Origin of the sequence: Marinobacter shunpengi (assembly GCF_045449695.1) — a bacterium.
Lineage (GTDB): Bacteria > Pseudomonadota > Gammaproteobacteria > Pseudomonadales > Oleiphilaceae > Marinobacter.
Map to the genome: position 1 here is coordinate 71,185 of NZ_JBJJKZ010000013.1, position 23,903 is coordinate 95,087.

Consider the following 23,903-nt stretch of genomic DNA (forward strand, 5'->3'; position numbering starts at 1 on the left):
TACCTACCGAGTCTAGCGTGAACCACGGCCCGGTGCAGCCACCGGGCCTTGAGTCGGCTCAAGTTTCAGGTGGATTCCCGGGCAATGGCCCGGAAGGCGATGTCCTTTCGGTAGAAAGCGCCGTCCCAGTGGATGCGGGCCGCCAGTGCATAGGCACGTTGCTGGGCCTCGGTGACAGAGCCTCCCAGGGCCGTGGCGCAGAGGACACGGCCACCGTTGGTAAGCACCTGCTCACCCTGCATACGGGTGCCGGCGTGGAAGACCTTCTCGCCTTCGGTTTCCTGCTCCGGCAGGCCGGTAATGGCGTCGCCCTTGTTGTAGCTGCCCGGGTAGCCGCCCGCAGCCAGGACAATGCCAACGGAAGCGCGGTCATCCCAACGGGAGTCGCACTGATCAAGCCTGCCATCGATAGCGGCGTTACACAGCTCAACCAGGTCGGACTGCATGCGCAGCATGATGGGCTGGGTTTCCGGATCGCCGAAGCGGCAGTTGAACTCGATCACCTTGGGGGCGCCGGCAGCGTCGATCATCAGGCCGGCGTACAGGAACCCCTTGTAGGGGTGCCCTTCCGCTGCCATGCCACGAACGGTGGGATAGATCACCTCGTCCATGATGCGCTGGTGTACATTGGCGGTGACCACCGGTGCCGGGGAATAGGCGCCCATGCCGCCGGTGTTGGGGCCGGTATCACCATCGCCCACTCTTTTGTGGTCCTGGGAGGTGGCCATGGGCAGTACGTTCTCTCCGTCCACCATGACAATGAAGCTGGCTTCTTCGCCATCCAGGAATTCCTCGACCACCACGCGGCTGCCGGCGTCGCCGAAGGCATTGCCGGCGAGCATGTCGCGCACGGCCTCTTCGGCCTCTTCCAGGGTCATGGCTACGATCACGCCCTTACCCGCGGCCAGGCCATCGGCCTTGATCACGATGGGCGCGCCCTGTTCACGGACATAGGCCAGTGCCTGGTCCACCTCGGTGAAGTTGGCGTAGGCGGCGGTGGGAATCTTCTGGCGGTCCAGGAAGTCCTTGGTGAAGGCCTTGGAGCCTTCCAGTTGCGCCGCGCCTTCAGTGGGCCCAAACACCCGCAGGTTGCGGGCTTCGAACCGGTCGACGATGCCCGCGACCAAGGGCGCCTCCGGGCCGACGATGGTCAGGCCCACCTCGTGGGTGGCGGCAAAGTCCGCCAGGGCGTCCAGGTCCATCACGTCGATGGAGACGTTCTCCAGGCGAGGCTCCAGGGCGGTGCCGGCGTTGCCCGGGGCCACGAACACCCGGTCGGCGTCCGGTGACTGGGCGGCTTTCCAGGCCAGGGCGTGTTCACGTCCGCCGCTGCCGATGATCAGGATATTCATCTTGTTGTGTCCTCTGGCTGAAACCTTGTGTGGCGGAAATGATTAGTGGCGGAAATGACGCATGCCGGTGAAGACCATGGCAATGCCGTGTTCGTTGGCGGCGTCGATCACTTCCTGGTCGCGCATGGAGCCGCCGGGCTGGATGACGGCGGTGATGCCCGCCGCAGCGGCGGCGTCGATACCGTCCCGGAACGGGAAGAAGGCGTCAGAGGCCATCACCGAGCCCTTCACTTCCAGGTTTTCGTCCGCGGCCTTGATGCCGGCGATCTTCGCGCTGTAGACCCGGCTCATCTGGCCGGCGCCGATGCCAATGGTGCGACCGGCGCGGGCATAGACGATGGCGTTGGACTTGACGTACTTGGCTACTTCCCAGGCAAACAGCATGTCATTGAGCTCGTCCTCGGAGGGCTGGCGGTTGGTGACCACCTTGACGTCATCCATGGATACCATACCCAGGTCACGGTCCTGTACCAGCAGACCGCCGGTGACTCGCTTGTAGTCCATGGCTTTCGCCCGTTCACCATCGAACTCGCCGCAGGCCAGCAGGCGTACATTCTTCTTGGCGGCCACCAGTTCCACGGCCTCCGGGGCAATGGTGGGGGCGATGATCACTTCCACGAACTGGCGGTCGATAATGGCCTGGGCGGTTTCGCTGTCCAGCTCACGGTTGAAGGCGATGATGCCGCCGAAGGCAGAGGTGGGGTCGGTGGCAAAGGCCAGGTCGTAGGCCTGGCGGATGTCGGCACCGATGGCCACGCCGCAGGGGTTGGCGTGCTTGACGATAACACAGGCCGGGTCGGCAAAGGGCTTGACGCATTCCAGGGCGGCGTCGGTGTCGGCGACGTTGTTGAACGACAGTGCCTTACCCTGGAGCTGTTTCGCGGTGGCCACCGAGGCTTCCTTCGGGTGGCGTTCGGCATAGAACGCGGCGCGCTGATGTGGGTTCTCGCCGTAGCGCATGTCCTGGACCTTCACGTACTGGGCATTGAAGGTGCGGGGGAAGTCCGCGTTGTCGTTGTCCGGTGTGCGTCCACCCAGGTAGTTGGCGATGGCACCGTCGTAACCGGCGGTATGTTCAAAAGCTTTGACCGCCAGGTCGAAACGGGTGGCGTGAGTGAGGTGGCCGTCATTGTCAGCCAGTTCCTTCAGCACCCGGCTGTAGTCGGAGGCGTTGACCACGATGGCCACGTCGTTATGGTTCTTGGCGGCGGCACGGACCATGGTGGGGCCGCCGATATCGATGTTCTCGATGGCAGTGGCCAGGTCGCAGTCCGGGTTGGCGACGGTTTCCTCGAAGGGGTAGAGGTTGACCACCACCATGTCGATGGGGTTGATGCCATGGTCGCCCATGACCCCGTCGTCGGTGCCCCGGCGTCCGAGGATGCCGCCGTGGATCTTCGGATGCAGGGTTTTGACCCGACCATCCATCATTTCCGGGAAGCCGGTGTAGTCGCTGACTTCGGTGACGGGCACCTGGTTTTCCTTCAGCAGCCGGAAGGTGCCACCGGTGGAGAGGAGTTCAACGCCGGCGTCGGCCAGCTTGCGACCGAACTCCACAATGCCGGTCTTGTCGGAAACGCTGATCAGGGCGCGACGAACAGGGGTGCTAGACGGGTGTGCCATTTTCGATGCCTTCTTGAAACAGGAAAGGCCTCGCGAAGGATGTCCGGGAGGCCTTGGGATGACGAACGGATTATAGCAGACCGTACTGCTTGAGCTTCTTCCGCAGCGTGCCGCGGTTCAGCCCGAGCATGGTGGACGCCTTGGTCTGGTTGTTGCGAGTGTACTTCATCACCTGTTCCAGAAGGGGCGCTTCCACTTCCGACAGCACCAGCTGGTAGACCTCGGTGACGGGGGCACCGTCGAGTTGGGCAAAGTAGTTCTTCAGGGCCACTTCAACGCTGTCACGCAGGGTCACGGAGTTGCCCGTGCTGCTGACCGTCTGAAGGGTGGGCTGGTCGTCGTTGGCGGAAGACGCCAGGTTGTCGTTTGCCAGGGTTTCAGCGCTCATGCTGCGAATACCTCTCCATTTCGTAAGGCTGCAAAATACTGTTGGATACTGTCGGACTGTGCCTGGGCACACTCCAGCGTATTGAAACGCTTTCTGAACTGTTTGCCGGCATCGTGGGACTGCAGGTACCAGCCCACATGCTTGCGGGCGATGCGTACGCCCATGGGGTCACCGTAGAACTGGTGCAGTTGCTCCAGGTGCTCCAGCAGGATGCTCTCCACCTCATCCAGCGGCGGTGGCGCTACCGGTTCGCCAGTGGCCAGGAAGTGGTGGATCTCATGGAAGATCCACGGTCGCCCCTGGGCCGCCCGGCCGATCAGCAGGCCGTCGGCACCGGTATGCCGGAGCACCTCCTGCGCCTTCTGCGGCGAGGTGATGTCGCCGTTGGCGAATACCGGAATGCCCACGGCGGACTTCACCTCGGCGATGGTGTCGTACTCGGCGTCGCCCTTGTAGGCATCGGCCCGCGTGCGGCCATGCACCGCCAGGGCCTGGATGCCGGCATCCTCGGCCATGCGGGCGATGGTGACGGCATTGCGGTTGTCCCGGTCCCAGCCGGTGCGCATCTTCAGGGTCACCGGAACCTCCACCGCCTGGACGACGGCGTGGAGGATCTCCTTTACCAGTGCCTCGTCCCGCATCAGGGCGGAGCCGGCCGCCTTGTTGCAGACCTTTTTCGCCGGGCAGCCCATGTTGATGTCGATGATCTGGGCGCCGTGGGCGGCGTTCATGCGGGCGGCGTTGGCCAGCATGTCGGCGTCACCGCCGGCAATCTGGACCGACCGGGGTTCCGGCTCGCCGGTATGGTCCAGGCGCAGGCGCGATTTTCGAGTATGCCACAGGGACGAGTCGGCAATCACCATCTCGGACACGGCCAGCCCCGCCCCCATGCGCCGGCAGAGTAGCCGGAACGGGCGGTCTGTCACGCCGGCCATGGGCGCGACCACCAGGGAGTTGGGCAGGGTGTAGGGCCCGATCTTCACCGTGGGCAGCATACGTCAGTGTCCGTCGTCGGTTACCAGCGTTCCGTCTGAAACTACCATACCTCACCGGCGGACTCCGGCGGGGAGTCGGTCAGTTCGGGGCGGTAAATTCAGGGGGCGACAATGATACCGCCAGGGGCAAGGGTATTGAAGGCCGGGAGCATGGAAAAAATTGATTATTTTTCGTTCTGTCTGGTTGACTTTCAGGCAGCCTGCTGTCCCTGAACCGGGACAGGATCAGGCTGCCTCAGGAGTCGTTACGGCGGTTAACAAAGCGCAGGTTATAGTTAACCGCGTCCCGGCCCGGGTCGCGGATGCTGATGGCGATGCGGACCGGCGTCCCCGGGGGCATGGCCTCCAGGTCGGTGCCGTCCCCGGCCAGGTAGTCTTCCGGCGGAAACACGCTCTGTGCCACCACGTCGCCGTTCAGGTTGGAGAAGGTCAGGGCGATGGACGGGAACGGCTGCTCGAATTCGGCCTGGTTGATGATTACCGCATCCACCAGCAGGGCACTGCGGTTCTCCGGATCCGTGCGTACCACCAGCTTGCGGCTCTGGATGCGGTCCATGGCCACCAGCGGTTCCAGTTCGCAGCCGGCATACTCACAGGCCTGCTCATACCAGGGACGGAGTTCGGGGATTGCCGCCAGGCGGTCAAACTGGAACCAGGCCACCTGGGACACCAGGCCGCCAATCAGGGCCAGGATGACCAGAGTCCACAGCCAGCCACGCAGGCTGCCTCCGCGGGTGGGCTGCACCGCCACCGGTTCCCGGGATAGCTGCTCATAGGGTGACAGGTCATCCAGCGGCGGGAAGGTGCCACCGGTAACGCCATCCTGCTGGCGGCCCGGTCCCGCCGGAGCCTCGTTGGGAGGTGGTGCAGCGGTGATCTCGGTCATTTCCAGGTCGTCGGTGGAATATGGCGTGGCATGATGGTCTCGGTCAGGCACCTCAGCCGGGTTGCCCCGCTCCGGCTCTGGTTCCGGGCGTGTGGGGTAGGTCGGTGGTTCCTGCGGGGTTTCCGGTCCGGTTCCATGATCGGGGGAGCGGGATTTGGTGCGAGCGGGGGTGGTATCGGGCAACTCCTCCTGGAGCATGGCCTCGGCCCAGCTTTCGTCCACCTCGCTGTCCTCGTCCTCATCCATGGGATCCAGGCTGCCGTCGTGGATGCCAGCATCCCGGAAGCTGTCGCTGAGCTCGTCGTCGGCGAAGCTGGTCTTCTGGCCGGCATAGTGGCCTTCGGCGGCATCTTCTTCGGGGTTGTCCTGGAAGATCAGGTCGTCTTCCGGCGCCGAGGCACTGAAACTCTCATGGGTTTCGGCGGTATCGGGAGCGGTGTCCGGCCCCTCGCCGGAATCGGCATGAGAGCGTGCATCGAACACTTCCATGCAGTGGCCACAACGCACCCTGCCGTTGGCTATACTGAGCTGTCCATCGGTTACCCGAAAGCGGGTATCGCAGTGCGGGCAGCGGGTCAACAGACTGGAGGTATCGGCCATCCCTAAATCCTGTAAGGTGTCAGACTCTCAGCAGTTTAGCGACACGGGTGTCGTTCGTCATCCGTCAATCCGGCGACCTGTGAGGCGTATCCACTCTTCGCGTTGTTCCGGCTCATCCATGACAAACCAGGGCTCGTAGGCGGCCATCACTTCGCGGGCCTGCTGGGCCAGGATGCCGGACAGTACCAGGTGGCCACCGGGCCTGACCTTGCCCGCCAGCGTGGGTGCCAGTTCCACCAGTGGTCCGGCGAGGATGTTGGCCAGCAGGATATCCGCGCGGGTGTCCGGATCGTCCCCTGGCAGGTACAGGTCCAGATGACGGTCTTCCACCTGGTTGCGACGGGCGTTGTCGCGGCTGGCCTCCAGGGCCTGAGCATCGGTGTCGACGCCAATGGCATGGTCGGCACCCAGCAACAGGGCCGCCAGGGCCAGGATGCCGGAGCCGCAGCCATAGTCGATGACCTGCGTGCCTTCCACCCGGGCGCCGTCCAGCCACTCCAGGCACAGGGCCGTGGTGGGGTGGGTGCCGGTGCCGAAGGCCAGGCCCGGGTCCAGAAGCAGGTTGGCGGCATCGGGGGCGGGGGCGTCATGCCAGCTGGGGACAATCCACAGGCGCTCGCCGAACTTCAGAGGCTTGAAATCGTCCATCCAGGCCCGTTCCCAGTCCTTGTCCTCCACCAGGGTGACCTCAATGCCGGGTAACTCCTGCTGGGTCTGCTGGTGCCACGCATCGCGGATATCGGCACAGATGCGTTCGATATCCTGGTCGGCATCGAACAGGCCGGTCACCCGGGTGTCGCTCCACAGGGGCGTTGTGCCCGGGTCCGGTTCGAAGATGGGCTGGTCGGCGGCATCTTCCATGGAGACGGCATCGGCGCCCATCTCCATGAGAAGATCTTCCAGCTGATCCGCGTTATCCGGATCAGCCGGGATCTGCAGTTGGATCCAGGGCATGTCAGTCCCGCATCAGCTTTTCGAGGTAATGGATGGTGAAATCCACGCTCTTGAAGCCGCCGTCCCGCACCAGGTTACGGTGCAGGGGCTGATTGGTCTTGATGCCTTCCACGACCAGCTCGTCCAGGGCATTTTTCATGCGCCGGCGGGCGATTTCCCGGTCGTCGCCCCAGGTGATCAGCTTGGCCACCAGGGAGTCGTAGTAGGGCGGAACCGTGTAGCCGCTGTACAGGTGGGAGTCCACGCGGATGCCGTTGCCGCCGGGGGCGTGGAAATGCTTCACCTTGCCGGGGCTGGGCACGAAGGTTTTCGGGTCTTCGGCGTTGATCCGGCACTCCAGGGCATGACCGGAAATGCGGATGTCATCCTGGCTGTATTGCAGGGGCAGACCGCTGGCGATACGAAGCTGCTCGCGGACGATATCGACACCGGTCACCATCTCGGAGACCGGGTGCTCCACCTGGACCCGGGTGTTCATCTCGATGAAGTAGAAGGCACCGTCCTGGTACAGGAACTCGAAGGTGCCGGCACCCACGTAGCCGATTTCCTTGCAGGCGTCGACACAGGCCTTCAGGGTCTTTTCCCGGGCTTCCGGGTCAATGTTCGGCGCCGGGGCTTCTTCCAGAACCTTCTGATGACGGCGCTGCATCGAGCAGTCCCGGTCCCCCAGGTGGATAACATTGCCGTGGGTGTCCGCCAGCACCTGGACTTCCACGTGGCGCGGGCGCTCCAGATATTTCTCCAGGTACACGGTGGCGTCGCCGAAAGAGTTCCTGGCCTCACTCTGGGTGACCTGGATACCCTTGAGCAGAGCGGCTTCGGAGTGAACCACCTGCATGCCACGGCCTCCACCACCGGAGGCGGCCTTGATAATCACCGGGTAGCCGATTTCACGGGCGATGCGTAGCGTCCGTTCATCGTCGTTGTCGATGGGGCCGTCGGAGCCGGGTACAGTGGGCACACCGGCCTTTATCATCGCGTTGATGGCGGAGACCTTGTTGCCCATCAGGCGGATGGTGTCCGCCCGGGGGCCGATAAAGGTAAAGCCGCTTTTCTCCACCTGCTCGGCGAAGTCGGCGTTCTCAGCCAGGAAGCCGTAGCCCGGGTGGATGCCGACGCTGTCGGTCACTTCCGCCGCGCTGATGATGGTGGGAATGTTCAGGTAGCTGTCGGAGGCGCTGTTGGGGCCGATGCAGACGGACTCATCCGCCAGTCGCACATGCATCAGGTCGCGGTCGACCTGGGAGTGCACGGCAACCGTCCGGATGCCCAGCTCCTTGCAGGCCCTGAGCACCCGCAGGGCAATCTCGCCGCGGTTGGCGATCAGAACTTTTTCAATCATGGCCATGATGTCGTGTCACCTGTTGCTCAGGAAATGATTACCAGTGGCTGGTCGAATTCCACGGGCTGACCGTTTTCCACCAGAATCTCGGAAACGGTACCGCTCTTGTCGGCTTCGATCTGGTTCATCATCTTCATGGCTTCGACGATGCAGACAACATCCCCGGCCTTGACGGTCTGGCCAACTTCAACGAAGGCGGCAGCGCTTGGGGATGGCGCACGGTAGAAGGTGCCGACCATGGGCGATTTCACGGCATGGCCCTTGGGTGCCTCGGGTTCAGCCGGCGCGGCTTCCGGCGCAGCCTGCGGCGCCGGGGCGGCTGCCTGGGGCTGGGGTGCCGGCATGGGTTGCGCGGCGTAGGTTACACCGGCGTGCTCGCGACGGCGGGAAATACGAACGGAATCGTCACCCTCCTGAATCTCCAGTTCTTCAACATCGGATTCCTCGAGGAGTTCGATCAGCTTCTTGATTTTGCGAATATCCATGGTGTTTAACGTCCCGTCTTATCGGTATCAGTTGGAGTTGATTCTTCGCAGGGCGGCGTCAAGCGCCAGGTCGTATCCCTGACTGCCAAGACCGCAGATAACGCCGTCGGCGATATCGGAAAAATAGGAATGGTGCCGGAAGGGCTCCCGGGAGTGCACGTTGGACAGGTGCACCTCGATGAACGGAATGCCCGAGGCCAGTACCGCGTCCCTCAGGGCCACACTGGTGTGGGTGAAGGCCGCAGGATTGAAAATCAGGTAGTCGATGCCCTCTGCCCGGGCATCGTGGAGTCGCTCGATCAGTTCATATTCGGCATTGGATTGCAGGTGCAGCAGGTGGTGACCACGATCGGATGCGGTGGCATGCAGCCGGTCATTGATGTCCTGGAGGGTTTCATGACCATAGACGTCAGGCTCGCGGACGCCGAGCATATTCAGGTTGGGCCCGTGGAGAACGAGTATGGTGGCCATGTTCAGTCTTGCCTTGCTGGTGTTTTGTAAAAATGCCGTATTTTGTCGAATTTTGTGCCCATAATGCGTCTTGAACGCTGTTGGTTCAACAGTTTTTGACAAACGACCGTATGAATTCCGGGCCGCGGGCAGGATTCGTTGCGTCTTGCGCCATATTCTCGATGTTGGCGGGAGATCCGTCCATAAGACGATGGTTTCATCGACGAAAGGAGAAAAATGCCAGCCAGTTCGCAGCGCGCGGATGACGGTTACGCAACGGACTCCGATGCCGGGGTTTCCCTCCTCCCTTACTATAGGTCAGAGGGAACGTGACGTGTCGTAATCCTCGGCTCCGATCACGCAGTTGCGGCCTGATGCCTTGGCCTGGTACAGGGCCTGGTCGGCCCGTTCGCAGAAGGCGGATGCCGCTTCCCCCCGCCAGTGGGCGACCCCGCAACTGAAGGTGACGTGGAATTCCCGGTCGCCCGCGGACTGGGTGAGTTCCGAAAAGCGTTCCCGGATATCGTTGATCACCGCACGGGCGTCGCTTTCCCGGGTGTCAGGCATAATGATGGCAAACTCCTCGCCACCGTAACGACCGATATGGTCGGTCTTGCGCAGCCGCTGCTTCAGGAACATGGACAGCGCCCGCAGGATGCGGTCGCCGATGGGGTGGCCGAAGGTGTCGTTCACCTTCTTGAAATAGTCCACGTCAATCATGGCGAAGCACAGGGGCTGATCCTTCTGCTGCGCCTTCATGATTTCCTGTTCCAGCAGGTACAGGGTGTGGGTGTGGTTGTACAGGCCGGTAAGGCTGTCGCGAATCATCAGGGCCAGCAATGAGCGGGCCCGTCGTCCCCGGTTGTGGATAGTGGCCACCAGGTGCTTGGGGTCGATGGGCTTGGTCAGGAAGTCGTCGCCCCCCAGGCTCATGGCATGGAGCTGCTTCTGGACGTCGTCCTCGGCGGACAGGTAGATAATGGGAACGCTGTGGAAACGGTCCTGCTGGCGGATCACCCGGGCGATTTCCATGCCGGTGCAGCCGGGCATGTACATGTCCAGGATGATGATTTCCGGGTTGAACTCTTCCAGCGCCATGATGATCTGCATCGGGTCGGTGATGATGTGGGCGGTCATGCCCGCCTTCTTGAGCACCGTTTCCATGAACTTGGCCTGGGCCCGGGAATCGTCCAGCACCAGTACCCGGTAGGGTTCCACCGCGTTGTTGTGGGTGTAGGTCTCGATCTTCTCGATCAGTTGGCCCGGATCCACCGCCGGGTAGAAGAATTCTTCGCCGCCACAGCGGGATGCCCGCAGGCGGGTTTCGATGGTGCCGTCCTCATCACTGACGAAGATGATGGGGATGGGGGTGTCGTGGCGCTGCTGCAGGGTCTCGACCGTGGCCAGGCCGCTGTCCGGCTCGCCCCCGAAGGCGATATCCATGAGGATGGTTTCCGGTTTGTGCAGGCCACAGGCGTCCATCAGGCCTTCGGGGGTGTCGAAGGCCTCCGCCCGGAAGCCGAAAAACTCCAGTTGCCGGACCAGTCGGGTTGCCAGCTCGTTACTGCTCAGGGCCACGTAGATCGGGGTTTTGCGATAGACCCGGGGAGGTTCGCTGCTCTGGCGGTCGGATCGGCGCTGGGTGCTCTGTTCCAGGGATATGACCGCTTCCCGGAGGGCCTGTATGGCGTCGCTGTCCGGCGCCTGTCCCTCCGGCCATTGCCGGATGGCGTTCATGATGGCCTTGCCGGCCTCCACGTAGGCGGTCATTTCAAAGCGGCCGGCATAACGCGCAAGCTTGTCTGCGGCGGAATAGAGGTCATCGCGGAAAGGCGCCGAGGCTGCCGGGTCGGCATGGATTTTCTGCCAGGTGTCCAGCACGACCCGGGCCTGGTTGGTCACCCGTCGGGCGAAGTGCTGGCGCAGTTTTTCTTTTTGGGACTCGTCAGTCATGGTGTTGTCAGTCTGTCCTGATTTTTCTGGAATGCCGAAAAGAACCGCACCGAGCCTCCCTGGCGGAAGAATCGGCCTGTTTTTCTGGCTCCTTTGCCATGGAATGCAGGATGTCTCTGTTGCTGCAGTCTATAGTGTTTGTAACCGAAGACGCAGGCAGCGAACTGTAAATCTTTGTGAACCTGAGACCTGGGTACGATCCAGGCCGGGAATTTGGTGGCTAAAACGTTCCAAGCCCAAGGTATGGCACGGATGCAGCAGGAAAGCCAAAAGAACCGTCCAGACCGCGCCGTGACACTGCGCACCCTGTTGCTGATCTTCACCGGCGGCCTGGTGTTGCTGTTGCTGGTGGTCAGCATGTCGATCAGTTTCAGTCGATTCCACCACTACCTGGTGGAGGAACTGGAGGGCCGGACCCGGGATGCGGCCACTGCCATCGGGCTGTCCCTGTCCAATGCCGTTGATGCCACTGACACCGTGGCGGTGAGCTCCCTGATCGACTCGGTATTCGATAGTGGAGAGTACCTGGTGGTGGAGTTTCTGGACCACGATGGCAGCCAGGTGGCCGGCCGCTCCCAGGCCCTGACCGATCTGGATGTGCCGTTGTGGTTCGTGCGCGCCGTTGATCTGCCCCGGCCGGTGGGTACGGCGTCCGTTATGAGCGGCTGGCAGTGGTTGGGAGAGGTGCGGGTGGTGGGCCACCCGGGCAATGCCTACCAGGACCTGTGGCGGATAACCCAGTGGCTGACCCTGGCCTCCGTGGCGATTGGTGTTGTTGCCATACTGGTGCTCTATTTTCTGCTGGGACGGCTGTTGCGTCCGTTGCAGGCCCTGGAGCTACAGGCCAAGGCTATCGGTCGCCGGGATTTCCGTATGCGTACCCATGTCCGTTCGACCCGTGAAGTGAACGAGGTCACCGGGGCCATGAACCAGATGACTGATGACCTGGAGCAGCTGTTTGCGGGCCAGGCGGCACTGATTGCCCACCTCCGCAAGCTGAACAACGAGGATGCCCTGACCGGCCTGGCCAGCCGCAGTGCCTTTGACCAGCGGCTGGCGGTGGAAGCTGTCACCGAGGAAGGTCGCCGCCCGGGGGGGCTGATACTGGTGCAGATAACCGGCTTTGCCGACTTTAACCAGAGGGCAGGGCGGCTGGAGGCCGATGCCCTGTTGGTGCGGCTGTCGAAAGATTTGCATGAGTTTGTGGATATTCATGCCGGCAGTTTTGCCGGTCGGCGCAGTGGTGCCGAGTTTGCCCTCTTCATTCCTGGTGGGGCGCCGGCCGATGCCCTGATCTGGGGGCGGGAACTGGTGGATGCCCTGCAGTCCATCTGTGCCGAGTTTGCCGGTGAGGGCAGCGATGCCCTGGTGGAAATGGCGGTCCACGGTGGTGTGGCGGGCACAGGTGAAGGGATCTCGGTGCGGACCCTGTTCGAATATGCGGATGCCGCCCTCCGGCGCGCCCAGACCGAGGGCGTGCCCCATTGTGAGCTGGCGGACAGCGGTGCCGATGTCCATCACGGTGCCGAAGACTGGCGGCGATTGCTGGAACATGCCCTGGACCGGGAGGCAGTGTGGTTGTGGGAGCAGCCGGTCATGACCGCAGCGACCGGTTCCCCGCTATACCATCAGGTGTTCTCCCGTCTACTGATCGAACGGGACTGGGTGCGTGGTAATGTCTTTGCGCCCCTGGCCGAGCGCTTCGGGCTGATCGGAAGGCTGGATCTGATGGTGCTCCAGCGGGCACTGCAGAGGCTGAGGGAGGACCCCACGGTGGAGATCGGGTTCTCACTGGGAGCTTCCTCCGTGGTGTTGCCGGGGGTTCCGGAGCATATCCTGGAGCTGGCCGGGGCGGCCGGCACCGATATGCGACGGCTCTGGATCGGTGTTCCGGAACAGGCATTGCACTACCATCGGCAGGAGGCCCAGACTTTTATCCGGCAGCTACGGCGGACCGGTGCTCGCCTGCTGGTGGATCGTTTCGGGGTGGGGGGGATTCCCTTCAGTTACCTGAAGAATCTGTCTATCCAGGCGTTGCGTATTGATTCCAGCTTTATCCATGGTATTGACCGGCACGATGAAAACCGCTTCTACCTGGAATCCGTGATCACCATCGCCCATGGTCGTGGTGTGAAGGTGCTGGCCGCCGGCGTGGAAACGGAGTCGGAATGGCAGGTCCTCCAGTCCATCGGCATTGATGGGGCCACCGGCTATCACCTGGGCAGGCCGGGCCCGGTTGGCGATCCGCCAACCAGTTAAGCTACTGGCGGCGTTGCATAAATCTGACAAATCATTCATCTTTGAGACCGGCTTCCGGTTTATCGGCAAAGGACAGGCGCATATGTTTAACCGACTCAAATCCGTTTTCTCCGGTAGCGGATCCGGCTACCAGGGTTCATCGGCCAGCTCCGGAAAATCCCGCCCCATCGGCAGGATTATTGCAGTTGTGGTGTTGCTCTACCTGCTGGTCACCATCATCCTGGGCATGATCTGGAGCAGTGAGCCGGATACGTTCTCCGTGCGTGAACATACCCGCACCGTGGCGCAGGACATGGGACGGGAGCCGGTCACCGGCTTCGCCACCACGGCGACCATGATCCGGGTCGCAGAGACCCTGCTGGATAAACCCGGTGGTTACATCTCCAACGATATCTTTCCCCCGGGGCTGTGGATGGACAATATGCCGGCCTGGGAATACGGCGTACTGGTTCAGCTCCGGGACCTGTCCCGGGCCATGCGCCAGAACATCAGCCGCTCCCAGAGCCAGTCCGCGGAAGATCCGGACCTGACGGTGGCGGAGCCCCAGTTCCACTTCAACAGCGACAGTTGGGCGCTGCCCTCCACCGAGGGCGAATATCGCCGTGGCATCCGGGCACTGGAAAGCTACCTTGACCGTCTGTCCGCCCCGGAGGGCCCGGAGGCGCACTTCTACGCCCGTGCCGATAACCTGAACAACTGGCTGGCGGATCTGGAGACCCGTCTGGGCAGCCTGTCACGGACCCTGAGTGAAAGCGTCGGCAAGCCGGAGGTCACCGAGGCCCTGGCCGGTATCGACGACCTTGACCCGTTAAAAGAGGAAGAGCGGGGGGCGGATGTGAAGACTCCCTGGACCCAGATCGACAACGTGTTCTACGAGGCCCGTGGTACCTCCTGGGCCCTGCTGCATATCTTCCGGGCCATTGAGGTGGATTTCCGCAAGGTGCTGATGGATAAGAATGCCCAGGCCAGCGTGCGGCAGATCATTATCGAACTGGAGGAATCCCAGGCCCAGATGTGGAGCCCCGTCATCCTGAACGGCAGTGGTTTCGGGGTGCTGGCCAACCACTCCCTGACCATGGCGGCGTACCTGGCGAGGGCCAACTCGGCCATCTCGGATCTGCGGGAGCTGCTGTCCCAGGGGTAGGGCGTGGCTGATCGTCAGACACAAAAAACCGGGCCCTTGAGCCCGGTTTTCTGTTTCAGGGCGAGATCACTTGCCCTGGTAGTTGGCCACGGAATCCTCGATGGCCTTGCGGGCGGCATCGGCGTTGGCCCAGTCCTGGACCTTCACCCACTTGCCGGGCTCCAGGGTCTTGTAGTTCTCGAAGAAATGCTGGATCTGGTCCCGCAGCAGTTGCGGCAGGTCGTCGACATCCTTGATGTCGGTGTAGGCCTTGGTGAGCTTGTCATGGGGAACGGCCACCAGCTTGGCGTCGCCGCCGGCTTCGTCTTCCATGTTCAGGATGCCCACCGGGCGGCAGCGGATAACCGAGCCGGGTTGCACCGGGTACGGGGTGACTACCAGTACGTCCAGGGGGTCGCCGTCATCCGCCAGGGTGTGGGGGATGAAGCCGTAGTTGGCCGGGTAGAACATGGGAGCGGTCATGAAGCGGTCCACCATGACGGCGCCCATGTCCTTGTCGATCTCGTACTTGACCGGCGAGCTGTTGGCCGGGATCTCGATGGCCACGTAGATGTCTTCGGGCGGGTTCTTGCCGGCCGGGATATGATCAAAGTTCATGGCGGTTCCTTTTCTGCGGTAATTGGAGTAACTCGGAAAAAGTGCGCGCTATTATACGGGCAAGCGGCCACATCCGAAACTCAACCAACGTCGGGTGAGTTGCCCGTCCGTAACGTTGGCCTATGCCGGCCGCTCGATGGTCCGCACGCCGTCGCTCGTGCCAAGCAGCAGCAGGTCCGCAGGCCGGCGGGCAAACAGGCCGTTGGTGACCACGCCGACAATCTGGTTGAGGCGCTCTTCCATCTCGATGGGGCGCGACAGGTCCATGTGGTGGATGTCGATGATGATGTTGCCATTATCGGTAGTGACCCCCTCCCGGTAGACAGGGTCGCCGCCCAGCTTGACGATCTCGCGACCGACGTGGCTGCGGGCCATGGGAATCACCTCCACCGGCAGCGGGAAGTCACCGAGGATGTCCACTCGCTTGGAGTCGTCGGCAATGCAGATAAAGGTCCGGGCCACGGCGGCGACGATTTTTTCCCGGGTCAGCGCGGCGCCCCCGCCCTTGATCAGTTCCAGGTGATCGTTGGTCTCGTCGGCGCCGTCCACATAGAATTCCAGCTCGTTGACGCTGTTCAGGTCGTACACCGGAATGCCGTGCTGCTTCAGCCGTTCGGCCGTGGCATCGGAACTGGCCACGGCGCCGTCGAAGTCATTGCGGATGTCGGCCAGGTAGTCGATAAAGAAATTGGCGGTGCTGCCCGTGCCCACGCCGATCACGCTGTCCCGGTCCAGGCGGGGGGCAACATGATCCAGGGCGGCCCTGGCCACCGCCTGCTTGAGTTCGTCCTGCGTCATGCTGGCCTCCGGTTAGGTCGTCATTGGTCGTAAAAGGAAGGCGCCTGGGCGGCGCGAGACGACGTATTATACCCTTCCTGCGGAGCCCAGTTATAGACGCGGACCGTGCAAACTTTCTACACTGTGCGTTTGCCTCGCACACCGGGGCGGTCAATGCCCAGACGGAACACTAGCCCAATCACCCAGAACTGGACTCCAGCACCATGCCGCAACGCTACATCAAAAAGATTCTTGATGCGCGGGTATACGATGTGGCCATCGAATCCCCGCTGACCGAAGCACGCAGTCTCACCAAACGCCTGGGCAATAACATCCTGCTCAAGCGTGAAGACCTGCAGCCGGTGTTTTCCTTCAAGATTCGTGGTGCTTACAACCGGATTGCCCAGCTCTCCGATGAGCAGAAGGCAAAAGGCGTGATTTGCGCCTCAGCCGGCAACCATGCCCAGGGCGTGGCGCTGGCGTCGAAGAAGCTGGGCATCAAGGCGGTCATCGTCATGCCCCAGACCACACCGGACATCAAGGTGAAGTCGGTGCGGGACCGGGGCGCGAAGGTGGTGCTCCGGGGCGATGCCTTCGATGAGGCCGCCGCCCATGCCCAGGAACTGATTGCCAAACACGGTTACACCTATATCCCGCCCTATGACGACCCGGACGTGATCGCCGGCCAGGGCACCGTGGCCATGGAGCTCATGTGGCAATGCTCCCATAACCTGCATGCGGTGTTCATCCCCGTGGGCGGTGGTGGCCTGATTGCCGGCATGGCGGCCTATATCAAGTACCTGCGCCCGGAGATCCGGGTGATCGGGGTGGAGCCGGCGGATTCCAACTGCCTGCAGGCGGCCATGGCGGCCGGTGAGCGGGTGGTGCTGGACCAGGTGGGCATCTTCGCCGACGGTGTCGCCGTGAAACAGATCGGGGAAGCGCCCTGGGAGATCTGCAAGGACCATGTGGATGAGGTGATCACCGTCAGCACCGACGAGATCTGCGCGGCCATCAAGGATATCTTCGAGGATACCCGTTCCATCTGCGAGCCTGCCGGGGCCCTGTCCGTGGCCGGTATCAAGAAGTACGTGGAGCGGGAACAACTGGAAGGGGAGAACCTGGCGGGTATCCTCAGTGGTGCCAACATGAACTTCGACCGGTTGCGCTACATCTCCGAACGCACTGAGATCGGGGAGAAGCGTGAGGCCATCCTGGCGGTGACCATCCCCGAGAAGCCGGGGGCGTTCAAGACTTTCATCAACGCTCTGCACAAGCGCAACATCACCGAGTTCAATTACCGCTACTCCGACCCGGAATCCGCCAGCATCTTCGTGGGCATCCAGATCCAGGCCGGCGGCCATGGCCGCGAGGACCTGGTGCAGAGTCTGCGGGAAACCGGCTACCAGGTGATGGACCTCACCGACAGTGACCTGGCCAAGCAGCACATCCGGCATATGGTGGGTGGTCATGCGCCGTCGGTGCATAACGAGAAGGTGTTCCAGTTCCAGTTCCCCGAACGCCCTGGCGCACTGCTGAAGTTCCTGCTGTCCCTGGGAACACGCTGGAACATTTCCATGTTCCACTACCGCAACCACGGCGCTGCTTACAGCCGGGTCCTCATGGGGGCCCAGGTGGAGGACGGGGAGTTGGCGGACTTCGAGGCTATGCTGGACCAGGTGGGATTCAGCTACACCAACGAGACCGACAACGAGGCTTATCGCCTGTTCCTGGGGGCGGGCAACGGGCACTGATCGCCTGTCAGGATGTCTTTCCAGGGTGCCTCCGGGTTACGCCGTGTTACCAAAGGTAATGCGGCGGCCCATAGCCTTTACAAATTTTAATTATAAAAAATTGTAAATGGCCAGATACGTGTTACGCTTTTTGTCAATTCTGGGAAACGGCAACATCCAGCTGTTTTTGAAAGCAAAGTGATCGTTTTAAACGAAAATAACAAGCGGCAGGGGTTACCAATGGAGGAGAAGCAATGAGGCGCAGGCCGGATACACTTCGGACGGTCGTCCTGTTATTTTTCATTGGGTTGGCGGTGACCGGATTAACATCACTCCAGGCGTCGGAGGATGAGCCTCGCGCGGTGCCCGCCGATATCAGTTCCCAGGGCCAGTGGTTTCAGGCCCAGCGCAGTCAGGATCCGCGCAACGAAGGCTGAGTCAGCCGGTCCGGACTATCCTTCTGTCCGTTACTACCGCATCCAGCGGCACATCCCAGGGCTCCGTCGGCAGCCTTTCTACCCGTTGCAGTTCGTGAGCCAGCCCGATCAGGGTGGGGCGCAGCCGTGGGCGCACCCGGGTAAAGGCCAGGGTGCGGTCATAGAATCCCCCGCCCATCCCCAGGCGCCCGCCCTGTTCATCGAATCCCACCAGGGGCATCAGGATCACATCCAGCGACCAGGCCGGTCGTATCAGGCGATGATGGAATACCGGCTCCGGGATGCCGAAGCGGTTGGGCGCCATAGGTGTGTGGTCGTCATAGCGGCAGAAAGCCAGTTGCCCGGAATGTATGGGATGCAGGACCGGCAGGTAGAAGTGAACCCCCCGACGACGGCTTTGCTCCATGAACGTCCGCGGATCGATTTCGCCGTCATTGGGCAGGTAGAGCGCAATGTTGTGGGCACCCATGACCCTGGGGTGTCGGCGCAGGGCGTTAGCCAGGTTGATGGCGGCGAGGGTCTGTTGCTCGGGGTTGAGCGCCCGCCTGGCGTCACGGAGGTTCCGTCTGAGGGCCTTACGGTCCCTGGCGGATTCCGGCTCGAATTCTGAGAGATTCTGGAACGTGTGACTCACGATGGGTCAGGGATCAGGTGGAATAAGCTTCCCGGGCTGCCGTTATCGGATGTGGCCCTTGAACCCAAAGTTCAAGGTGGTGGCCGCTGTGACACATTAGGCTTTCCCCTTCGCGGGGGACTTGCTCACAATGCCCTGAAGTAGCCACCTGGGTGTTGCGCATCGGCTCGAGGACGTATCCGACCAGCGAACAGCCCAGGAAGTTGGCTTCATTATACGGGCATTGGCCGGGGCCTTTGCAACCGCCGTGTGTGACTTTTCGGTTACTCGGTGCCTTGACTGTTCCCGGGGCCGGGGTGCGAGCCGCCCAGGGCCATGTCCAGTTTGTCGTCCATCGAGCGGAGCACCTGGTCCGCAGCCCCGGAGACATTGCTGTCCTCCAGCAATTCGTGGGTGATGTTGAGGGCGGCCATGACTGCAATGCGCTCGGTGCCCAGGACTTTACCCGTCGTGCGGATTTCCCGCATCTTGCTGTCCAGGTGGCGGGCGGCCCGGCGCAGGGCATCCTGTTGGTCCTCAGGGCAGGCAACCAGGTAGTCCTTGTCGAGGATGGTGACTTCAACCGTGGTGGGGGATCTAGACATCAGTGGTGCTCCAGGGCTCTGAGCCGGCCGATCATGGCTTCAATCCGGTTCTTGGCCTGGTCGTTGCGCTGGAGTAGCTGGGCCCGTTCCCGGTTCCATTCGTCCTGAAGCTCCCTCATGGCAGCGTTGTCCTGCTCCAGTTTGCGACAGCGCTCGATCAGGCGGTCCAGTTTCTCCGCCATGGCCTGCAATTCTGACTGTTCCATAGACATTCCGGTACTTGGCGGGGCCGTCTGACACCGGCGGCCCCTTTCGGTCTTACAGTTCGCGGTCTGGCACTCTGGTTTGTAATGGCCCGGGTCGGCAAGGACCCTAGTGTGCCGTGCGGTTAATTCGCTGACCTACTGCGTGACGCTGGGGCCTCTGGCCAAGGCGCCAGTCCGCCGGTGTGGTGGTTCCACATCAAGGGCTGGCAACACCGGCCAGAGGCCCCAGCGTCGCGCCCTTCGGGAGCCACTGAGAGCGTTGATAGCCGCACGGCACACTGGCCACCGTGGCGACCGCCTGCAATCACTATAAGTGGGCGATGGGAAAGGGTCAATTTGCCAGTCTGTCATCTTGCTGTGACTCCTGTCCCAACCTGGTAAGTCGGCGCCACACGTCTGGCAATCACCCGGCACCAGGGGGCGGAGACGACGGGCTAGCTTGTCATATCCTCCGTGGCTCCCCATCCACCCGGACGGCTGCCCATTCGCCAGGCCCTGACGGCGGGTATCAGCCCCACCAGCAGCCCGGCCACAGGCACCGCCGCCAGCAGGCCCCATTCCGCCAGTGTGGGTGGCCGCAAGGCGATGGCCACGCCCCACACTTCCAGCAGCCAGGGGGCGAGGATGGCCACGGCCAGGTACCACAGGCCGCTGGCCAGCACCGCCGCCAGCAGGGCCAGCCCGGTACACTCCAGCAGGTAGAGGCCGGCAATCAGGGCGGGGGAGGCGCCGTTGGCCCTCAGTACCGCAATTTCCTGGTGACGGTGGGATTGCAGGGTCAGTAGCACGGTGACCAGCCCCGCCAGGCTGGTGATCACCACGAAGGTGGTGATGCCCAGCAGGATGAACTCGAACTGGCCCAGCACCTGCCAGAGCTGTGACAGGGCAACACCGGGCAGGATCGCGGACAGGGGTTCCGCTGACATTTGGTTGATATCCCGTTGGATGCGGAAGGTGAGGATCTGTCGTTCCACGCCGGCGAGGGCCGCAGTGATGGTCTGTGGTGTCAGGCCGCGCTCACGGGCGGCATCGGCGGACAGTGTCCGGCCCGGCGAGGGCACACCGGCCTCCCAGCCCACATGGATGGCCTCCAGTCCCTCCAGGCTGACATAGACGCCCCGGTCCACCGGCGTGCCGGTGGGCGCCAGGACGCCGCTGACCCGGAACGGGTGCTGGTCGTGGCTGACAAAGCTGGTACGTCCGCCGCCATGGGACAGGATGACCTCGTCGCCGATACCGTGTTCGAGTTTGCGGGCCACCTGGGATCCGAGCACCACATCGAACAGGTCGCTGAACCATTGGCCTTCGTCCATGGCCAGGGCCTGTTCATCCCCGTACTGGTAATGTTCCAGGAAGCGCCGGTCGGTGCCTACCACCCGGTAACCCTGGTAGCTGTCTCCCAGCGATAGAGGGACCAGCCAGTCGATGCGCTGATCCTGTTCAAGATCCTGGAAGGTTGACCAGCGCAGGTTGTTGGTGGCATGGCCAATGTGGAACACGGAGTAGAGCAGCAGGTTTAGTTCTCCGCTGCGGGCGCCGATGATCAGGTCGGTGCCGGACACCGATTGGTTGAAGGACTGGCGGACCTCGGTGCGCAGGTATTGCACGCCCAGCAGCAGGGTGACACTCAGAGTCAGAGTCAGGGTGACCAGCAGCAGGACCCGGCGGCGGTGCCAGAGGCTGGCGGCCGCCAGTGACAGGGCGAGGGGCAGTCTCATGGCTGCACCTCCCCGCCGGCGGCCAGCTCCAGGTGATAAGGGAAGTGGGCCGCAAGCCCGGGGTCATGGCTGACGAAGACGACGCTGGTGCCATGGTCGGCCGCCCGTGCCAGCAGGAGGTCGATAAACCGGTCGCGGTTATCTGTATCCAGGGCGGAGGTGGGCTCGTCCGCCAGGATCAGTGGCGGCGCGCCGATAAGCGCCCGGGCTGCGGCCACCCGTTGTTGCTGGCCGGTGCTCAGGGCCGCGGGTTTGCGCCCCAGGCTGTCATCGGGCAGGTCCAGTGCCCGCAACAGGCGTCGGGCGGTGTCTTCGGGGTGTCCGGCATTCCGCCACCGGGTGGTGGAGAGGCGACATGGCAGCGTTACGTTGTCCAGGGCACTGAGGTAGGGCACCAGGTTGAACTGCTGGAAGATAACGCCGGTGCAGTCGGCCCGCAGTCGGTCCCGGGCGCCGCCGCCCAGCCGTTTCAAGTCCTGGCCGTGGACTTCAATGTGCCCGTCCACCGCTCGGTTGAGGCCGCTCAGAAGGCTGAGCAGGGTGCTCTTGCCGCTGCCGCTGGGGCCGCGGATAAACAGGTGGTCCCCCGCCTGCAGCCGGATGTCTGGAAAGTGGAGGCTGCCACCCTGGTCGGGCCAGTGCCAGCTCAGGTTTGTCGTATGAATCACCATGGTCTGATCGTGCCTGTGATGGATGTCCGGAGTATCGGGCTATGGGAGCTGTAGTGTGCGTCAAAATGGTAATCGTCGTAGTCTGTGAAGCCGATTCGGGTCGTGGCATGATAACCTGAATCATCGTGACCGGCCCCGGCTATCGTCCGTCAGGTGCCTCCCCGAATACCTGGAGACCATCAATGTCCATAACATCCCTTCGTGCGCCGACAAAACAGGTCCTGGTGGCCTGCCTGTTGGTGATGATCGCCAGCACCAGCCTTGCCGACGAACAATGGCGCGAGCTGGACTGGCTGGAACTGATGCCCGAGGAGGATCTGCGACTGCTTGAGAACCTGCCGGAGGTGGAGCATGAGGGCAGTGGCCCCGCCGCATTGCCGGATGAGATCCTCACCGGTCGGGTGGTGCCGGAAATGGATGGCACCCGGGCCAGGATCCCCGGCTTCGTGGTACCCCTGAAGACGGTGGGTGATCAGCGCATTGTCGAATTCTTCCTGGTGCCCTACTACGGTGCCTGCATCCACGTGCCGCCACCGCCGCCGAACCAGATTATCCATGTGACCTACAAGCCCGGCTTCACCCTGAACGCCCTCTACGAACCTGTCTGGGTCCAGGGCACCCTGAAGACGGAGTCGGTGGAGAACGATATCGGTGCCGCCTCCTATACCCTTATCAGCGAGAACGTGGAGCCCTACGAGGGCTGATGGGCCGACGCGACGGGATCCAAGGTTCCGTCACGCCGCCCCATGGTTTGTCCCGGTCAGTGGTCGAGATGGATCTCGTCCTCCCCCGCGTGCAGCTCGGTATGCCCCTGGCCGCCGGAACCCAGCCAGTCCACGGACAGGTGTTCGATACCGGGGAACCGGGTCATCAGGGAGGTGGCCAGGGGATCGGTCAGTTCGCTGTCGCACTCGATTCTCTGGGTGACTTCGAAATCGCTGTGGTTACCCTCTTCTTCGTGCTCGTGCTCGTGCTCGTGCTCGTGCTCGTGCTCGTGCTCGTGCTCACCCTCAACGCCCCCCTTGTGATGGATGCTGCCAGCGGTCACGGTGCAATCGTTGCTGGTGGTCTGCACCAGCGGATTCGCGGTCAGCCACTCCCGGGTTTCCATGACCGCGGCTTCCTGTTCGGCGTTCTTTGGCTTGTGCTCGAACCCCAGCAGGTTGGCTGCCGGTGATTGCAGGATCAGTTCGGCGGTCCGGCCATCGACAGCGACCTGGAGTTTTGCATCGCCATGGACATGGGCCTGTTGATGGTGCCCGTGCTCGTCACCAGTAGCGGTAGTAGCAAACCCCGCGCAGGCCAGGGCGAGCAGGGAGGCTCTGTAGATGCCTGGAGTAGCCATGGAATTGATCTCCTTTTGATATGTTATAACGTAAGTTACCTGAATCCGTTGCCAGGTCAAGCATGATGTCTTTCGGCGGATGGATATGCCGCTGCCACGCCGGAAATGCTAGGATTGGAGGCCCATTCAACTGACAGGTACAGCGACTTCATGACCGACAACGCAGAACCCGGTGCCAGCGCTGGTGATTTCGAGGGCTGGGCGAACCTGTTTACCCGCTGCCGGGCGTTCAGTCATCCCTCCGAGCTACACGGCGGACTCTGTGGCCGGCTTGCCGCCGGCGCCCGCCTGAACCAGCAGCAATGGCTGGAAGTGGTGTGCGAGCATATCGGCATCGCGCCGGAAACCCTGGAACAGGGCGACGACCTGCCGGCGGAACTGCCGGAGTTCATGGCCGAGGCCTACCAGCAGACCCTGGACCAGTTGCGGGCCTCTGACATGGCCTTCGAGCCCCTGCTGCCGGAAGATGACTATGCGTTCGAGCAACGCCTGCAGGCCCTGGCGGCCTGGGTGCGTGGCTTCCTCGAGGGCATGGCGCTGGCGGCCGGCGAGAAACTGGGTCAGGCTCCGGATGAGATCCGGGAACTGATCGAGGACATGGTGGCCATCAGTCAGGTGGAAGAATCCGATGAGGGTGACGAGGCAGCGGAAGTGCAGCTTATCGACATTACCGAGTACGTCCGCCTGGGCGTGATTTCCGTATTCACGGAATTCAATCCCCCGGAGCCGCCGACACCTTCCGCAGGCCAGACCCTGCACTGAGTTTGATG

23 protein-coding genes and 1 other RNA gene are annotated in these 23,903 nt (G+C 62.5%); 5 read left to right on the forward strand and 19 right to left on the reverse strand.

Going from position 1 to position 23,903, the window contains the following annotated elements:
* Window positions 1-65 precede the first annotated feature (65 nt).
* From purD to ACJO2E_RS09645, 10 genes are all read right to left on the reverse strand, one after another.
* The gene (gene purD / locus ACJO2E_RS09600) at window positions 66-1,352 is read right to left on the reverse strand and encodes a phosphoribosylamine--glycine ligase (protein WP_406963660.1); all 1,287 of its coding nucleotides are present in this window, start codon (window positions 1,350-1,352) and stop codon (window positions 66-68) included.
* A gap of 42 nt (window positions 1,353-1,394) precedes the next feature.
* The gene (purH, locus tag ACJO2E_RS09605; protein ID WP_406963661.1) at window positions 1,395-2,975 is read right to left on the reverse strand and encodes a bifunctional phosphoribosylaminoimidazolecarboxamide formyltransferase/IMP cyclohydrolase; all 1,581 of its coding nucleotides are present in this window, start codon (window positions 2,973-2,975) and stop codon (window positions 1,395-1,397) included.
* Window positions 2,976-3,045: 70 nt separating this feature from the next.
* On the reverse strand, window positions 3,046-3,363 hold the full coding sequence (gene fis / locus ACJO2E_RS09610) for a DNA-binding transcriptional regulator Fis (protein WP_328187498.1): 318 nt from the start codon (window positions 3,361-3,363) through the stop codon (window positions 3,046-3,048).
* Entirely contained in the window at window positions 3,360-4,355 is a 996-nt protein-coding gene (gene dusB / locus ACJO2E_RS09615; RefSeq protein ID WP_406964126.1) for a tRNA dihydrouridine synthase DusB, read from the reverse strand. Before dusB ends, fis begins: the two co-directional genes overlap by 4 nt.
* A gap of 238 nt (window positions 4,356-4,593) precedes the next feature.
* Window positions 4,594-5,844 (reverse strand): DUF3426 domain-containing protein, encoded by a 1,251-nt coding sequence (locus ACJO2E_RS09620; protein WP_406963662.1) that lies wholly within the window; start codon window positions 5,842-5,844, stop codon window positions 4,594-4,596.
* A gap of 57 nt (window positions 5,845-5,901) precedes the next feature.
* A complete protein-coding gene (gene prmA / locus ACJO2E_RS09625; protein ID WP_406963663.1) occupies window positions 5,902-6,798 on the reverse strand; it encodes a 50S ribosomal protein L11 methyltransferase in 897 nt (298 codons plus the stop codon).
* A 1-nt stretch (window position 6,799) separates the two neighbouring features.
* A complete protein-coding gene (accC, locus tag ACJO2E_RS09630; RefSeq protein ID WP_504362694.1) occupies window positions 6,800-8,149 on the reverse strand; it encodes an acetyl-CoA carboxylase biotin carboxylase subunit in 1,350 nt (449 codons plus the stop codon).
* Between the two features lie 17 nt (window positions 8,150-8,166).
* Entirely contained in the window at window positions 8,167-8,625 is a 459-nt protein-coding gene (gene accB, locus ACJO2E_RS09635; RefSeq protein ID WP_406963665.1) for an acetyl-CoA carboxylase biotin carboxyl carrier protein, read from the reverse strand.
* A gap of 27 nt (window positions 8,626-8,652) precedes the next feature.
* Window positions 8,653-9,096 (reverse strand): type II 3-dehydroquinate dehydratase, encoded by a 444-nt coding sequence (aroQ, locus tag ACJO2E_RS09640; protein ID WP_406963666.1) that lies wholly within the window; start codon window positions 9,094-9,096, stop codon window positions 8,653-8,655.
* Window positions 9,097-9,393: 297 nt separating this feature from the next.
* Window positions 9,394-11,028, reverse strand: coding sequence for a diguanylate cyclase (locus ACJO2E_RS09645; protein ID WP_406963667.1), 1,635 nt, complete (start codon window positions 11,026-11,028; stop codon window positions 9,394-9,396).
* Window positions 11,029-11,319: 291 nt separating this feature from the next.
* On the opposite strand from ACJO2E_RS09645, the gene ACJO2E_RS09650 reads away from it, so the two are divergent.
* Both ACJO2E_RS09650 and ACJO2E_RS09655 read left to right on the forward strand, forming a co-directional pair.
* Window positions 11,320-13,287 carry a bifunctional diguanylate cyclase/phosphodiesterase gene (locus ACJO2E_RS09650; RefSeq protein WP_406963668.1) on the forward strand — a complete coding sequence of 656 codons (1,968 nt, stop codon included), beginning with the start codon at window positions 11,320-11,322 and terminating at the stop codon, window positions 13,285-13,287.
* A gap of 82 nt (window positions 13,288-13,369) precedes the next feature.
* Window positions 13,370-14,431 carry a DUF2333 family protein gene (locus ACJO2E_RS09655; protein ID WP_406963669.1) on the forward strand — a complete coding sequence of 354 codons (1,062 nt, stop codon included), beginning with the start codon at window positions 13,370-13,372 and terminating at the stop codon, window positions 14,429-14,431.
* Window positions 14,432-14,497: 66 nt separating this feature from the next.
* Here the strand turns inward: ACJO2E_RS09655 and ppa are convergent, their stop codons facing one another.
* Together ppa and rpiA are read right to left on the reverse strand one after the other, a co-directional pair.
* Entirely contained in the window at window positions 14,498-15,028 is a 531-nt protein-coding gene (ppa, locus tag ACJO2E_RS09660) for an inorganic diphosphatase (RefSeq protein WP_328187513.1), read from the reverse strand.
* A gap of 120 nt (window positions 15,029-15,148) precedes the next feature.
* Window positions 15,149-15,826, reverse strand: coding sequence for a ribose-5-phosphate isomerase RpiA (gene rpiA / locus ACJO2E_RS09665; protein ID WP_406963670.1), 678 nt, complete (start codon window positions 15,824-15,826; stop codon window positions 15,149-15,151).
* Between the two features lie 203 nt (window positions 15,827-16,029).
* Here rpiA and ilvA point away from each other — a divergent pair, with 203 nt between their 5' ends.
* Window positions 16,030-17,559, forward strand: a complete 1,530-nt coding sequence (gene ilvA, locus ACJO2E_RS09670) for a threonine ammonia-lyase, biosynthetic (RefSeq protein WP_406963671.1) — start codon at window positions 16,030-16,032, stop codon at window positions 17,557-17,559.
* A gap of 417 nt (window positions 17,560-17,976) precedes the next feature.
* Here ilvA and ACJO2E_RS09675 read toward each other — a convergent pair whose 3' ends face one another.
* The 6 genes from ACJO2E_RS09675 to ACJO2E_RS09700 all read right to left on the reverse strand — a co-directional run bounded on the left by ACJO2E_RS09675 (window position 17,977) and on the right by ACJO2E_RS09700 (window position 21,788).
* On the reverse strand, window positions 17,977-18,609 hold the full coding sequence (locus ACJO2E_RS09675) for a 5-formyltetrahydrofolate cyclo-ligase (protein WP_406963672.1): 633 nt from the start codon (window positions 18,607-18,609) through the stop codon (window positions 17,977-17,979).
* Window positions 18,610-18,633: 24 nt separating this feature from the next.
* Window positions 18,634-18,814: non-coding RNA, 6S RNA (gene ssrS, locus ACJO2E_RS09680), on the reverse strand.
* A 58-nt stretch (window positions 18,815-18,872) separates the two neighbouring features.
* The gene (locus ACJO2E_RS09685) at window positions 18,873-19,193 is read right to left on the reverse strand and encodes a cell division protein ZapA (RefSeq protein WP_406963673.1); all 321 of its coding nucleotides are present in this window, start codon (window positions 19,191-19,193) and stop codon (window positions 18,873-18,875) included.
* Window positions 19,193-19,399, reverse strand: coding sequence for a TIGR02449 family protein (locus ACJO2E_RS09690; RefSeq protein WP_328187523.1), 207 nt, complete (start codon window positions 19,397-19,399; stop codon window positions 19,193-19,195). The genes ACJO2E_RS09685 and ACJO2E_RS09690 overlap by 1 nt, the downstream gene beginning before the upstream one ends.
* Before the next feature lie 434 nt (window positions 19,400-19,833).
* Window positions 19,834-21,117: an ABC transporter permease gene (locus tag ACJO2E_RS09695; RefSeq protein ID WP_406963674.1), complete on the reverse strand. Its 1,284-nt coding sequence runs from the start codon at window positions 21,115-21,117 to the stop codon at window positions 19,834-19,836.
* Window positions 21,114-21,788, reverse strand: a complete 675-nt coding sequence (locus tag ACJO2E_RS09700; RefSeq protein WP_406963675.1) for an ATP-binding cassette domain-containing protein — start codon at window positions 21,786-21,788, stop codon at window positions 21,114-21,116. Before ACJO2E_RS09700 ends, ACJO2E_RS09695 begins: the two co-directional genes overlap by 4 nt.
* Window positions 21,789-21,970: 182 nt before the next feature.
* Between ACJO2E_RS09700 and ACJO2E_RS09705 the strand changes: the two genes are divergently transcribed.
* Window positions 21,971-22,492: a DUF3299 domain-containing protein gene (locus ACJO2E_RS09705; RefSeq protein ID WP_406963676.1), complete on the forward strand. Its 522-nt coding sequence runs from the start codon at window positions 21,971-21,973 to the stop codon at window positions 22,490-22,492.
* 56 nt (window positions 22,493-22,548) lie between these two features.
* Here ACJO2E_RS09705 and ACJO2E_RS09710 read toward each other — a convergent pair whose 3' ends face one another.
* Window positions 22,549-23,133, reverse strand: coding sequence for a ZrgA family zinc uptake protein (locus ACJO2E_RS09710; RefSeq protein ID WP_406963677.1), 585 nt, complete (start codon window positions 23,131-23,133; stop codon window positions 22,549-22,551).
* Between the two features lie 150 nt (window positions 23,134-23,283).
* On the opposite strand from ACJO2E_RS09710, the gene ACJO2E_RS09715 reads away from it, so the two are divergent.
* The gene (locus ACJO2E_RS09715) at window positions 23,284-23,895 is read left to right on the forward strand and encodes a UPF0149 family protein (RefSeq protein WP_406963678.1); all 612 of its coding nucleotides are present in this window, start codon (window positions 23,284-23,286) and stop codon (window positions 23,893-23,895) included.
* The last annotated feature ends 8 nt before the right edge of the window (window positions 23,896-23,903 follow it).